This window comes from Oryzibacter oryziterrae (assembly GCF_021864535.1).
In the GTDB taxonomy this organism is placed as follows: domain Bacteria; phylum Pseudomonadota; class Alphaproteobacteria; order Rhizobiales; family Pleomorphomonadaceae; genus Pleomorphomonas; species Pleomorphomonas oryziterrae.
Genome location: NZ_JAKJIC010000011.1, coordinates 1 through 12,659, shown reverse-complemented (window position 1 = coordinate 12,659; position 12,659 = coordinate 1). Strand labels below are relative to the sequence as shown.

Here is a 12,659-nt window from a genome sequence, read left to right as displayed (position 1 = left end):
CCTTCAGTTGTCGTTGAGTGCCGGTTTGCCGTGATTCCAGGTTCCCGCAAAGCGCAGGGCCACCTGCACCAGCAGGATCAGCGCCGGCACCTCGATCAGCGGCCCGATGACGGCGGCAAAGGCCACCTTCGAGCCGAGGCCGAAGGCAGAAATGGCCACGGCGATCGCCAGTTCGAAATTGTTGCCGGCCGCCGTGAAGGCCACCGCGGTTGTGCGGGGATAGTCAGCCTCGATCAGCTTGCCCATGAAGAAGCTGATGGTGAACTGCAGCACGAAATAGATCGCCAGCGGCAGGGCAATGCGCAGCGTATCCATCGGCAGGGCCAGCACTTCGCCACCCTTCAGGCTGAACATGGCCACGATGGTGAACAGCAGCGCGGCCAGCGTGATCGGCGAGATCTTGGGCACGAACACCGTATTGTACCAGTCCGCGCCGCGCCGGGCGATCAGCGTGCGACGGGTGAGGAAGCCGGCGAGGAAGGGGATGCCGAGATAGATCAGCACAGCCTCGGCGATCGTCCAGAAGCTCACGTCCACCACTTGCCCTTCAAGCCCGATCATCGGCGGCAATACGCTCAGGAAGAACCAGGCGTAGACCGAGAAGAACAGGATCTGGAAGATCGAGTTGAAGGCCACCAGGCCAGCCACATATTGATTGTCGCCGCGCGCCAGCTGGTTCCACACGATCACCATGGCAATGCAGCGTGCCAGGCCGATCAGGATCAGGCCGGTCATGTATTCGGGATAATCGCGCAGGAACAGCACCGCCAGCACGAACATCAGCACCGGGCCGATCAGCCAGTTCTGCACCAGCGACAGGAACAGCACCCGCTTGTCGGCGAACACGTTGTGCAGTTCCTCGTAGCGCACCTTGGCCAGAGGCGGGAACATCATGGCGATGAGGCCGATGGCGATGGGAATGTTCGTCGTCCCGACGCTGAGGCTGTCGATGAAGGCCGGCAAGCCGGCAAATGTCGACCCCAGCCCGATGCCGAGGGCCATCGCGGCAAAGATCCACAGGGTGAGAAATCGGTCGAGGAACGACAGGCGCGAACCTGGCTTGGGCGTGCTCATGGGGGAATGTCCGGCAAGAGGAAGAGAACTCAGGATTGTTGTCTGGCCATCTCTGTGGCGCCGTTCTGGCGGCCGATGTCCTTGAGGTGCGCGCTCAGTCGCAAGCGGTCGAGCGTTGCCAGCGGCAAGGCGGTGAAGAGGCTGATCCGGTTCTTCATGAACCGCATCGTTTCCACAAAGGCGGCTTCCTGCTCCAGGCTGGTTCCGGTGGCTGCTGCCGGATCCTCCATCCCCCAATGGGCGGTCATCGGCTGACCGGGCCAGACAGGGCAAGCTTCGCCGGCGGCATTGTCGCAGACGGTGAACACGAAATCCATCTGGGGCGCCTCCGATCCGGCAAACTCCTCCCATCCCTTGGAGCGTAACCCTTCGATGGAATAGCCGACCCGGTCCAGCACCTTCAGCGCCAGGGGATGAACGTCTCCCTTGGGGTGGGAACCAGCCGAGAAGGCATTGAACCGGCCGGCACCGTCCTTGCGCAGGATGGCTTCGGCAATGATGGACCGAGCCGAGTTGCCGGTGCACAGGAACAGGACATTGAACGGGCGGTCAGGCATGGGAGTCCTCCGGGGAACAGCAGGAAACGGCTTGCGGCGGCAGTGGCGCGCATAGCTCGGGATGGCCGCCGCAGCAGTCCACGATCAGGTGGTTCACGACCGCCCCCAGCCGTTCGAGGCTGGCGCGATAGACAATCTCGCGGCTGCGCCGTTCCGACGTCACCAGTCCAGCTTGCGCCAGTTTGGCAAGGTGGGTGGACAGCGTGTTGTGCGGCACGTCGAGCTGTCGCGCGATCTCTCCGGCCGTCAGCCCCTCGGGCTCGGCTGCCACCAGCAGGCGGAAGGTTGCCAGGCGCGTGTCCTGGGCAAGGGCGCTCAAGGCGTCGATGGTCTGCTTGTCGTCCATATGTCGAGAAATATCGACACGATATGTCACAATCAAGCCCTGAGTTTCGATTCTGGGTGTTTTCTTCGCCTCGTAGCGCGCCGCCCACTCTCCGAATGATGGCGCCGACAGGCAGTCCGGTTTGTGCTCCGTCGCAAGCAATCGTCCGCGCAAGCCGACGAAATCCGGGGGCAGCGTGTCAGTTTGCCCCCGCCTTGGACGTCAGCTCCCGAGTCTCTGGTTTGCCCAGACGCTGCCCAGCACGATCGCCGCGCCCAGGATCTGCAGCGGCGTCATGCTCTGCCCAAGGATGGACCAGCCGAGCACCACGGCCGTCAGCGGGCTCAGAAAGCCGAGCGGTGCCACCGTCGACGGCTGCAGTCGGGAAAGGCCCCGGAACCACAGGATATAGGTCAGCGCCGCCCCGATCAGCGATAGCCACAGGAAACCCACTACATTGGCAAGGCTCAGTGTCGTCAGCATCGGCTCGCTGAGGAGCGCCACCGGCGCCAGCAACAGCCCGCCAGCGGTCAGTTGCCAGGCGGTGAAGGTCAGCGTCGATACTGGCGGTCGCCATTTGCGCGTCATCACCGATCCCGCCGCCATCGAACAGGCGCCGGCGAGGCCCGCGGCGATGCCCACCGGATCGAGCGCCGCCTTGGGGCCAATCACCAGGAGCGCCACGCCGGCAAGGCCGGCTACGCCGATACCGACCGACGCCGGTCGCAACTTGCCGCCGAGCAGGAACCGCTGCAGCACCACCACGATCAGCGGCTGGATGGCCCCCACCGTTGCCGCCACGCCGCCGGGCAGGCGGTAGGCGCTGACGAACAGCAGATACCAGAAGATCGAAAAGTTCAGCGCCCCGAGCACGGCAACCCGCAGCCACCAGATCCCGCTCGGCAGCGTCCGCGTCAACGCCAGCAGCAACAGTCCGGCGGGCAGGGCGCGCAGCAGTGCCACCGTCAGCGGGTGGCCTGCCGGCAGCAGCTCCGTCGTCACGATATAGGTGCTGCCCCAGATCATCGGCGCCAGTGCCGTAATCAGCATGTCGAGGTTGCGGCTCATCGCGCCTCCAGTTATCTTGACGTCAAGATAAACAGGAAAATCTTGACGTCAAGATAAATTGCGCTGCGTCCGGGGCAGGGTGCAGCAGGAGCCTTACATGGATCACGTCGACCGCATATTGGAGCAATGGCATCGCGAACGGCCCGACCTCGACGTCGGCCCCATGGGTCTCTTCGGTCGCCTCTCGCGCCTCATGGTGCACCTGCGCGGCGAGATCGAGGCCAACCTGGCCCGCCACCAATTGTCGCCTTCCAGTTTTGACGTAATGGCGACATTGCGCCGTTCCGGATCACCGTTTCGGTTACCAATCGGCGACATTCTGGGAACGCTGATGATCACGTCCGGAACGCTCACCAATCGCGTCGATCAGCTCGAAAAGCAGGGCTTCGTCGTCCGCGAAATCAACGAACGCGACGGTCGCAGCATCCTCGTCCGCCTCACCGACGCCGGCCTTGCCCGGGTCGACGAAGCGGTCACCACCCACGTGGCGACCCAGCACAAGCTCCTCGACAACCTCGCTCCCGAGGACCGGGAAGCACTGGGATCCTTGTTGCGCCGCTATCTCCAAGTCTTTGAAGGCGTTGGAGAAAAGTGAGTGGATGCAGGGGTAGGGGAGGGGCATCCCCTCACACAATCAGCACGCCCCGATGCTGTGCGTGATTGTCCGGCTCGATGTGGATGGTGGTCACCACATCGGCCAGTTCTTCCTTGAGCGCTTGCTCCAGCCGATCGCAAATGGCATGCGCCTCGGTCACCGAGATCGTTCCCGGCACCACCAGATGAAATTCCACGAAGGTCATCTTGCCTGCATGCCGAGTCTTCAGCTCGTGAATCTCCAGAGCGCCCTCGGCTCCGTTCGACAAAATCTCCCGGATTTTCGCCAAAACATCATCCGAAACCGCCTCGTCCAGCAGTCCGCTGAGCGACGACTTCACGACCTTCCATCCCGACCACAGGATGTTCAGCGCCACCAGTCCGGCCAGCAGCGGATCAAGCACGAACCACCCCGTCACCACCGCCAGCAACACGCCAAAGGCCACCCCGCCCGATGACACCACGTCGGACAACAGGTGATGCCCGTCGGCCACCAGTGCCGGCGATTTGTGTCGCCGTCCCTGGGTGATCAGGATGAAGCACCAGATGCCGTTGATTGCCGTCGCCCCGCCGTTCACCAGCAGGCCCTCAAGTGGCGCATCCAGTTGACGCGGCGCCATGAATCCCTTGTAGGCCTCGATCATGATCAGCACGGCCGCCAGGATGATCATCGCCCCTTCCAGCACCGCCGAGAAGAACTCCGCCTTGTGATGGCCATAGGGATGGTTGGCGTCCGCCGGCATCGCCGCTACGCGAATGGCGATCAGCGCCACAACGGCCGTGGCCACGTTGACGGTGCTTTCCAGCGCGTCCGACATCAGCGCCACCGAGCCGGTGATCCAATAAGCAAGAGCCTTCAGGCCCAGAACAGCGATGCCGACAATCAAACTGCCGATCGCAAGCTGTATTGTCTTGCTCATGCCTGATCCTCCGGGGCGAATATCTATGTAGGGCCTCGGACTATTGCGTATTCGGATGCAAGTCAATTGGAGCTTTGTACAAAATAATGACGAGATGCGCACTTAATATATGCATCTGATAATCAAAAGCATTTGCAGGCAGAGATTTGCTTTCGAACGTGCACCTTGTGTCTTCAAGTTCCAGATATTGAGGGCAGCCACAACGTTCAGGTCTGGTCCGGATCGGCGTGCCCCAGCGTATCGGCGAGCTCGCCGATATCGCCATCGAAATAGTCCGGATTGAGTCCGCGGATCGCTTCAAGGCTTAGTGACAAGCCCTTGAAGTGGCGCACGATTGCGGATTCTGCCCTGTCTCCGTCCCGAGCGCCTATGGCGTCGATGATCGTCTCGTGCTCGGCAATGGCTCGCTCCATCCGGTGCGGCTGCGGCAGGGTCAGGCGGCGATAGCGGTCGAGCTGTACCTTGATCTGCTGGATCATGGTCCAGAGCCCCGGATAGCCGGATACCGCCGCAATGGCCCGGTGCAGCTCTTCGTCATGGCCATGAAAGGCATCGTGATCCACCGCCGCAATCGCCTCGCGCTGCCGCTCGATGATGGCCCTGAGGCCGACAACGTCGCTGTTGCGCGCCCGTTCTGCCGCCGCCCGAACCGTCACGCGCTCCAGCGCCGTCCGGGCGACAATGATCTCAGGCAGGCTTGAAACGGGGATGCGTGAAACGATGGTGCCCGACTTGGGCACGATCTCGACCAGGTTCTCGTCGGCGAGTCTCAGCAGGGCTTCCCGAACCGGCGTGCGGCTGATGCCTGCATTGGCGGCGATCTCCTTTTCGAACACCACGTCACCAGGCCGGCGTTTCAGGGAAACGATCTCGTCCCGAAGCCGCTGGTGCACAGCCTGCGCAGCGGTATGCCCTGAGGCAAGGCCGGTGGCAGGCGAAAGGCGACGGTCGTTCGAACTCCAGATCGGCATTGCCGCATGTCTCCGGGTGTGCAATCGCGGCAGATATATATCAGCCGTCGAGGGCAGGGAACCGGCCTCCTGTCCCTGGGGCACGACGGGGCTTTGTCGAAACTCATGGATATCCAGATGTCGAAAGGAGAAATGCTGGTTTCGGATCGGGGTGAATAATGCTGTCGCACGTCTTTGATGATTGTGGATCGAGCAGATATGAGGAATATGCGCAAATAAAATTATATATCACATATATCTTATATACCAGAAGAATAAACATGAAATAAAGCTATTGAAAAGTCTGGAAACGTGGATTTGATTTTCAAAATGTGAAATTATAATTTGGTGGTTGTCAAAAATTACGTGCAATCAGTATCTCTGGATGGCTTGTGCCCAAGTTGACATTGTGCCCCGGTTGGCAGAAATTGCCCGGCATCATCGGTGAGCATCGCCTGCCAGCGTCCACGGCAGAGCCGAACTCGCCAGAGCGATGGCCGGGAGGAAGGCTGATGTCGGAGAAGGTTGAGCCCCTGCGGATCGCCGCGATCGGCGAGTGCATGGTCGAATTGCAGGAAGCCGCGACTGGCTCCATTTCATCAACCTTCGGCGGCGACACCTTCAACACCGCCGCCTATATGGCACGCCTGACGGCCGGCACCTCCACGCAAGTCGATTATATCTCGGCCATCGGCGACGATCCCTTCAGCGCCGACATGGCCGCCTTCTGGCGGGCGCAGGGCGTGGGTGACGGCAAGGCGTTGCGGCTCAAGGGGCGCCGCCCCGGCCTCTACTTCATCAAGCTCGACGACAAGGGCGAACGCCGTTTCTTCTACTGGCGCGGCGAAGCTGCTGCCCGCGACTGTTTCGAGGCCGAAGGCTCCGACGCCTTGCTCGAAGCGCTCGGCGGCTATGACCTCATCTATCTCTCGGGCATCAGCCTTGCCATCCTGAAGCCCGCCGGCCGCGAACGCCTGCTCGCCCGCCTCGCTGAGCTGGCCGGGCAGGGCGTCGAGATCGACTTCGACTGCAACTGGCGCCCCGTGCTCTGGGACAGCGTTGCCAGCACGCGCAAGGTCTATGAGCGCGTGCTCGGTTTTGCCACGCGCGTCCTCATCACCATCGAGGAGCTCGAAGTCTTCGGCGAGCCGACCACCCCGGAGGCCGGTGTCGCCTATTTTGCCGCCCATCCCGGGCTTGAGGTGGTGATCAAGGCCGGCGGCGATCCCTGTACGGTGATCGCTGGCGGTAACGTCGCCACCATCGCGCCAACGCCGGTTCCCAAGGTTGTCGATACCACCGCTGCCGGCGACAGCTTCTCGGCCGGCTATCTGCTCGCCCGCCGCTTCGGGCTCGACCCGCAAGAGGCGGCGCGCCGCGCCCATGCGGTCGCCGGCACGGTCGTGCAACACCGCGGAGCCATCATTCCCGCAGGCGTCCTGCCGGATGTCTTTGCCGCAGAAAATGCCAGGCGCCGGCCCAGCCTCTGAAACACCAACTCCGCTTCACGCTCAAACCTCGAGGATATCTCTGATGGACATCCGCTATTCCTGCAATCAGCGAGATTTCAAGCGCTACACCACCGAGGAAATCCGCCAGGAGTTCCTGATCTCCGGCCTTTACGTCTCCGACGAGATCCGCGCCGTCTACAGCCACGTCGACCGAATGGTCACCTTCGGCTGCATGCCGGTCAACGATGCGGTCCCCCTCGACAAGGGCATCGACAGCATGAAGTCCTTCGGCACCGGCTACATCCTGGAGCGCCGCGAGATCGGCATCTTCAACATCGGCGGGGCCGGTTCGATCGAGGCTGACGGCGTCACCTACGATCTCGGCTTCAAGGACTGCCTCTACATCACCAAGGGCACCCGCGCCGTCACTTTCCGTAGCGCCGACAAGGCCAATCCGGCCAAATTCTACATGGTCTCCGCACCGGCCCATAAGGCCTGCAAGACCACCTTCCTGTCCATCGACGACGCCAAGAAGAAGCCGCTCGGCGCCAACGAGACCGCCAACAAGCGCGTCATCAACCAGTTCATCCATCCGGACGTGCTGGAGACTTGCCAGCTCTCCATGGGCCTCACCGAGCTCGATCCGGGCAACGTCTGGAACACCATGCCCGCCCACACCCACGAGCGCCGCATGGAGATCTACACCTATTTCGGCATTCCCGAGGGGCAGGCCGTGTTCCACATGATGGGTGAAGCCCAGGAAACCCGTCACATCGTCGTCCAGAATGGCGAGGCGGTGATCTCGCCGTCCTGGTCGATCCACGCCGGCTGCGGCACCTCCGCCTACACCTTCATCTGGGCCATGGGCGGCGAGAACCAGACCTTCGACGACATGGACCACATCAAGATCAGCGATCTGCGCTGACAGACCACCGCCAGGAGGAAAACACCATGAGCTTTCCCGATGCTTTCTCGCTGAAGGGCAAGGTGGCGCTGGTCACCGGCGCGTCCTACGGTATCGGCTTCGCGCTTGCCAGTGCCCTGGCCGAAGCCGGCGCCCGCATCGCCTTCAATGACGTCAATCCGGAGTTCCTCGCCAAAGGGCTCGAGGCCTACAAGGCCGCCGGCATCGACGCGACCGGCTATGTCTGCGACGTCACCGACGAACCGGGCGTGCAGAAGCTGGTTGCCGACATCGAGGCCGACGTCGGTCCGATCGACATCCTCGTCAACAACGCCGGCATCATCAAGCGCATCCCCATGCACGAGATGGAAGCCAAGGATTTCCGTCAGGTGATCGACATCGACCTGACGGCCCCCTTCATCGTCGCCAAGGCGGTGATCCCCGGCATGATGAAGCGCGGCAGCGGCAAGATCATCAACATCTGCTCGATGATGTCGGAACTCGGTCGCGAAACGGTTGCGGCCTATGCGGCGGCCAAGGGTGGCCTCAAGATGCTCACCCGCAACATCGCCTCCGAATACGGCGCCTTCAACATCCAGTGCAATGGCATCGGTCCCGGCTATATCGAGACGCCGCAGACCGCTCCCTTGCGCGAACCCGGCCATCCGTTCAACAGCTTCATCCTGGCCAAGACGCCGGCCAATCGCTGGGGCAAGACCGACGACCTCAAGGGACCCGCGGTCTTCCTCGCCTCCTCGGCGTCCGACTTCGTCAACGGTCACATCCTCTACGTCGACGGCGGTATCCTCGCCTACATCGGCAAGCAGCCGTGACCTGACCGGAGGTGGCGACCGGCTGTTGGCCGCCGCCTCACCTTGTTTCAAGCCTGCGATGACTGGCGCCGCCTTCCGATTGGAAGCGGCGCCCTTTTTCATCAGGCGCCGGCGATCTTGCCCCAGAGCTCGATCTGCGTCAGGGCCGGGAAAGGCGACGGATCCTCCGCCTTGATCAGCTGATCGATGCGCGCCCAGGTGATCGTGCGGGGCGCAATGGCAAAGCTCTGCGCCGCTCCGGTCTTCTCGAAGGTGAAGGCCTCGCTCGAACCATCTGAAAAGCTAACGGTTCCAGCCGTCCACCAGGCGTCATGCGGGAAGTCGGCGCGCAGATAGATCACCACCTCGTCGATCATGGCGGGCAGGCCCAGGTGCACGGTCAGCGCCGCGGCGGGATCACGGTTGATGCCCCAGCTGGTATAGGGCCACAGGCCGTGGTGATCGTTGGCCTTCTCGCCGTCGATGGCATTGCGGGCCGCGAACTGCGCTTCGCCGCGGGTGATCACGTTGGCCGTCGCATGCGGGAAGGAGGTCTCGTTGCCGCCGTGGTCATAGGGATTGAGGCAGAGATTGCGTCGGGCGTTGATCTCCTCGGGTCGCGCATAGCGCGCGTGCAGCCGGTGGCGTGCGCCGGTGAAGGCGCGCAGCGAATAGGGCTGGCGCTGCAGTTCGAACGGTACCGGCTGGGTGATCCGCCCACCGGTGCAATAGACCAGGGCAGGCGCCATGGCGTCGTCGAGCTGCACCACGATGAAGGCATTGGCGCGGTCCGTCGTCAGCACGATCACATCGCCCGGCTCATACTCGGGATGATGCACGAGAAAAGTCTCGTCACCGGGCCGCGACTGGGAACGGATGTCGCCGCTGGCGGCCTCGATGGAAAGGGTAAGCGTCACGGGAAGTCTCCTTCTGGCCGACGAGGGCTGAAACATGGGGCGGATCGATGGGGCAGGGTGCCTATGCCGTGGTTGGCACCAAAAGGTTTTCATGCCGGTCACATGCCTGCGATGCAGAACAACGTCCGTCTTGCCGGCGACCAACCGATACCAGGACCCAATCCTCGTTGCAGCATAGTGAAATGCGTGAAAATTTCACGACATTTCAATGATCTATCCCCGATTTTTGGTCGCTCGGCCTGTCCGTTGGTCCTGCGCGAACCGGCTGCCGCCAACGCCGCACCAAGATGCTGCGTCAATGCTCTCTGTAGCTGGCTGCAAATGGTCAGCCCATGTCACTAGCGCAGCTCTACCGGCGTCCGTCAGTCCATAGACGCCGCGTTCTATTCGCTCGAACCAGTTGTAGACATTGCCTTGCAGGATATTCGCCGCATCTGGCGCCGCGGCCTTGAGGTCACGCGGCCGTAGCGGGGCAGGGGCAAGTGCCTGGGCGATCAGCAGCGCCTGCTGACGATAGGCCGTCATTTGCGGTCGACGCGTCGAACCGCCGACAACGGTGTCCCCCTTGCGGCGGCGAAACTCCTCGACAATGCGAGAGCGCCGCCGTCCATCCCGTCGCGGCTTCCACGGCTCCGGCTCCACGATTACCTCGACGCGCCCCATAGCCGTCACCGCCAGAAGGCCGAAGCCGAGAAAGCGGCAGAGCTTCTTCACCCGTGGATCGCCCTCCCGCCCGCGCCCCCGCTTGGAGGCCGCAACCGCAAGCCAGACCTCGTCACACGCCGCCGTCCGCTCGACGGCCTGCAGGACGAGTTCCAGCGTGAAGCTGCATTTCATCTCGCCGATCACCACCAGTTCCGGCGTCTCGCCGCTGAGCCCCACCAGATCGCACCCCCGCACCTCGCCCTTCACTTCAAGGCCAAGACTCTCAAGGTGTCGCTTCACCGGCAGATAGAGATCGGTTTCCATGATGCGGCCTTGTTGGTGTTGGAATCGCAGCACCAGAGAATGGCGCAAGGGGCGTAAACAATCAGCGTAGGCAGCTGACTTTCCCTGCGAAAGTCTGACGTGCGTGCAATGCAGCATGCATTCCGGTGCCATCCCGTAACCCAAGCAGGTGATGACAGATCGGTGCGTGCCGAAGGAGTCATGTAAATTAACCACGAGTTCCTAAATTGACTTGAAATGAATCCGCTCGTAATGCCATCAAATGGGCGACGGCAAATTTCGGTTTTTAAGTGTATGTTTTGGGTGGCGATATGTTATTGTTTCTATCTTGCGTAGTGTGATTGTATGGTATTGACCGGTTTTGAGGTGAGATGTTGGTTTTCGTGGATGTTATGATTTAAAACGCATTTGTGGTGATGGTGGATAATTCTTGATGTGTACGGTGCATTTGTCGATAGATTGAGGGGTTTTCGAGTGGGAAACTGCCGGCTCATTCGTGCGGGTTTCGCGACAGCCATAGTGGGACGTGAGGCTGAGGCTCTTGAATATGGTGCGTTGCAATAGCTGCGCGCTTTGGTTTTTGGGTGATTTGTGAAGGGCACGCCCAAAGCAACCTTGCTGGCCGTGGTTGTGTGCGGGAGGGGCGTCGGGCCTTGAAGTTTGCACGCGCGAGGTTGGTCATCACTCGGTGGGCTTTGTGGCAGAAACAGTCGCTCTAGTGTTTTCGGAATACGGACTTTGATGCCGCTTATGTCTGGTTTGAACTTTGGTAGTCGGTTCGTGATAGCGCAAAGGTAGGTTGATGGAACTTCTTTCGCCTCTGGTTTCGCCGGTAGCGCGCGAGCGCTGGTATGTTGCGGTCACGCTGCCCAATAGGGAGGCATTGGCGGTCGAGCATCTTGCGCGGCAGAGTTTCAATGCCTTTTGCCCGATGGAATGGGTGGTTCGTCGCCATTCGCGGAAGGAAGTTCGGTGCAAGGTCCCTGTGTTTCGCGGTTACGTCTTTATTTCCATGGATCCGGCGGCCGTGCGGTGGCGTTCGATCAATGGCACTTTGGGCGTGAAGTCGCTCATCACCGCCGATAGCGTGCCTCAACCGGTGCCGTCTGGTGTTGTTGAGACACTGCTGGACTCGGTCGATGAGGCTGGAGTTCTTCGCTTCGTGGATCCGCTGCAGCCTGGCATGACGGTTCGCCTGAAGTCTGGTCCGCTGGCGGAGCAGCTTGGCGTCATCGAGCGGCTGGATGGGAAAAGTCGCGTTCAGTTGCTGTTGAGCGTCATGGGTGGTGCCGTTCGAACAACGACAGGCCGTGATCAGGTGGCAATGGTCGCCTGAAAAGTGGTATGTGTCTTGCTTGTTTTAATTCTGTAACATCTGGTCTACATAACTCGAGTCTACGGTTATGTATTGTAATCCTTGAATATGTTTCCTCCAGGGTGGTGCCAGAGTCACCCTGAGTGCGGTAGCATGGAGCAGGGGGCGGAACATCGAGGGCTGGGTCGTTGCTTCGGCCTGATGGCGGTGATGGCAACGATGACCTTTTTTGCTGTCAATCGAGGCAGTGGTCGTGTTTCGCGGCGAATGGTGAGGCTGAGATCTGTGGCCGGTCCTTTGTTTCTCCCTGTTTGGCGTGTTGCAAGGACCGTTTGGGTTGGTGCCCAGGCACGCGAGCTGAGGTTGGATGAGGAGTCTTGTTGCATATGCCTATGGTCGCAGGTTCTACCCATTGAGACGCCGGCTTCAGTCAGGCGAGAGCCTGCTTCCTTGGGGTGTCGATTTGCCGCGAACAAGCAGCCATGCGACCGGTTCCAGTACGGGCGAGATGGCGGCCAGCAAAGCCTCCAGTGAAAATGCAGGGTGAGGCTGAAAGCATTCGGTCTCGCTGTTGAGCGCTCCGCCGCCAAGGCGTTCAAGCTGGGCAATTACCGTGAGGCAGCGCTGGCAGAGAACGCCTAACGAGCGGCATCAGTTACCAGATTTGACGCAATTGCGTGTTTCTTGGGTCGGCAGTGTTTGTGGAGTATTGGCTTTGAAGATCGTGATGATTGGGTCGGGCTATGTTGGCCTTGTGTCGGGCACCTGCTTTGCCGATTTCGGCCACGATGTGGTCTGCATGGACAAGGCGGTCGACAAGATCG

General features: G+C 61.2%; 14 protein-coding genes. 6 read left to right on the top strand and 8 right to left on the bottom strand.

Features of this window, described 5'->3' with window-relative positions; genetic code table 11:
- Positions 1 to 3 precede the first annotated feature (3 nt).
- The 4 genes from arsB to L2I41_RS12785 form a co-directional block, all read right to left on the bottom strand.
- Positions 4 to 1,074: an ACR3 family arsenite efflux transporter gene (gene arsB, locus L2I41_RS12800; protein ID WP_237153963.1), complete on the bottom strand. Its 1,071-nt coding sequence runs from the start codon at positions 1,072 to 1,074 to the stop codon at positions 4 to 6.
- A 29-nt stretch (positions 1,075 to 1,103) separates the two neighbouring features.
- On the bottom strand, positions 1,104 to 1,631 hold the full coding sequence (locus L2I41_RS12795; protein ID WP_237153962.1) for an arsenate reductase ArsC: 528 nt from the start codon (positions 1,629 to 1,631) through the stop codon (positions 1,104 to 1,106).
- Positions 1,624 to 1,977 (bottom strand): ArsR/SmtB family transcription factor, encoded by a 354-nt coding sequence (locus L2I41_RS12790; RefSeq protein ID WP_237154106.1) that lies wholly within the window; start codon positions 1,975 to 1,977, stop codon positions 1,624 to 1,626. The genes L2I41_RS12795 and L2I41_RS12790 overlap by 8 nt, the downstream gene beginning before the upstream one ends.
- A 201-nt stretch (positions 1,978 to 2,178) precedes the next feature.
- A complete protein-coding gene (locus tag L2I41_RS12785; protein WP_237153961.1) occupies positions 2,179 to 3,024 on the bottom strand; it encodes an EamA family transporter in 846 nt (281 codons plus the stop codon).
- Positions 3,025 to 3,121: 97 nt separating this feature from the next.
- Between L2I41_RS12785 and L2I41_RS12780 the strand changes: the two genes are divergently transcribed.
- Complete coding sequence (locus tag L2I41_RS12780) at positions 3,122 to 3,619, top strand: MarR family winged helix-turn-helix transcriptional regulator (RefSeq protein WP_237153960.1); 498 nt, start codon at positions 3,122 to 3,124, stop codon at positions 3,617 to 3,619.
- Positions 3,620 to 3,650: 31 nt separating this feature from the next.
- On the opposite strand, the gene L2I41_RS12775 is transcribed toward L2I41_RS12780, so the two are convergent.
- Both L2I41_RS12775 and L2I41_RS12770 read right to left on the bottom strand, forming a co-directional pair.
- Positions 3,651 to 4,538, bottom strand: coding sequence for a cation diffusion facilitator family transporter (locus tag L2I41_RS12775; protein WP_237153959.1), 888 nt, complete (start codon positions 4,536 to 4,538; stop codon positions 3,651 to 3,653).
- Positions 4,539 to 4,744: 206 nt separating this feature from the next.
- A complete protein-coding gene (locus tag L2I41_RS12770) occupies positions 4,745 to 5,509 on the bottom strand; it encodes a GntR family transcriptional regulator (protein WP_237153958.1) in 765 nt (254 codons plus the stop codon).
- 491 nt (positions 5,510 to 6,000) lie between these two features.
- On the opposite strand from L2I41_RS12770, the gene L2I41_RS12765 reads away from it, so the two are divergent.
- Genes L2I41_RS12765 through L2I41_RS12755 form a run of 3 tightly spaced genes read left to right on the top strand, consistent with a single transcriptional unit; the run spans position 6,001 to position 8,676 of the window.
- Positions 6,001 to 6,978 carry a sugar kinase gene (locus L2I41_RS12765; RefSeq protein WP_237153957.1) on the top strand — a complete coding sequence of 326 codons (978 nt, stop codon included), beginning with the start codon at positions 6,001 to 6,003 and terminating at the stop codon, positions 6,976 to 6,978.
- Positions 6,979 to 7,021: 43 nt separating this feature from the next.
- Complete coding sequence (kduI, locus tag L2I41_RS12760) at positions 7,022 to 7,864, top strand: 5-dehydro-4-deoxy-D-glucuronate isomerase (RefSeq protein WP_237153956.1); 843 nt, start codon at positions 7,022 to 7,024, stop codon at positions 7,862 to 7,864.
- Positions 7,865 to 7,890: 26 nt separating this feature from the next.
- Positions 7,891 to 8,676, top strand: a complete 786-nt coding sequence (locus L2I41_RS12755; protein WP_237153955.1) for a gluconate 5-dehydrogenase — start codon at positions 7,891 to 7,893, stop codon at positions 8,674 to 8,676.
- A gap of 101 nt (positions 8,677 to 8,777) precedes the next feature.
- Here the strand turns inward: L2I41_RS12755 and L2I41_RS12750 are convergent, their stop codons facing one another.
- Positions 8,778 to 9,572: a carbohydrate-binding protein gene (locus tag L2I41_RS12750; RefSeq protein WP_237153954.1), complete on the bottom strand. Its 795-nt coding sequence runs from the start codon at positions 9,570 to 9,572 to the stop codon at positions 8,778 to 8,780.
- 213 nt (positions 9,573 to 9,785) lie between these two features.
- Complete coding sequence (locus L2I41_RS12745; protein WP_237153953.1) at positions 9,786 to 10,541, bottom strand: DUF2161 domain-containing phosphodiesterase; 756 nt, start codon at positions 10,539 to 10,541, stop codon at positions 9,786 to 9,788.
- Positions 10,542 to 11,322: 781 nt separating this feature from the next.
- Between L2I41_RS12745 and nusG the strand changes: the two genes are divergently transcribed.
- Positions 11,323 to 11,856, top strand: coding sequence for a transcription termination/antitermination protein NusG (gene nusG, locus L2I41_RS12740; RefSeq protein ID WP_237153952.1), 534 nt, complete (start codon positions 11,323 to 11,325; stop codon positions 11,854 to 11,856).
- Positions 11,857 to 12,550: 694 nt separating this feature from the next.
- Positions 12,551 to 12,659 (top strand): hypothetical protein (locus tag L2I41_RS21485; protein WP_237154611.1); only part of this gene is annotated, 109 nt, incomplete at its 3' end.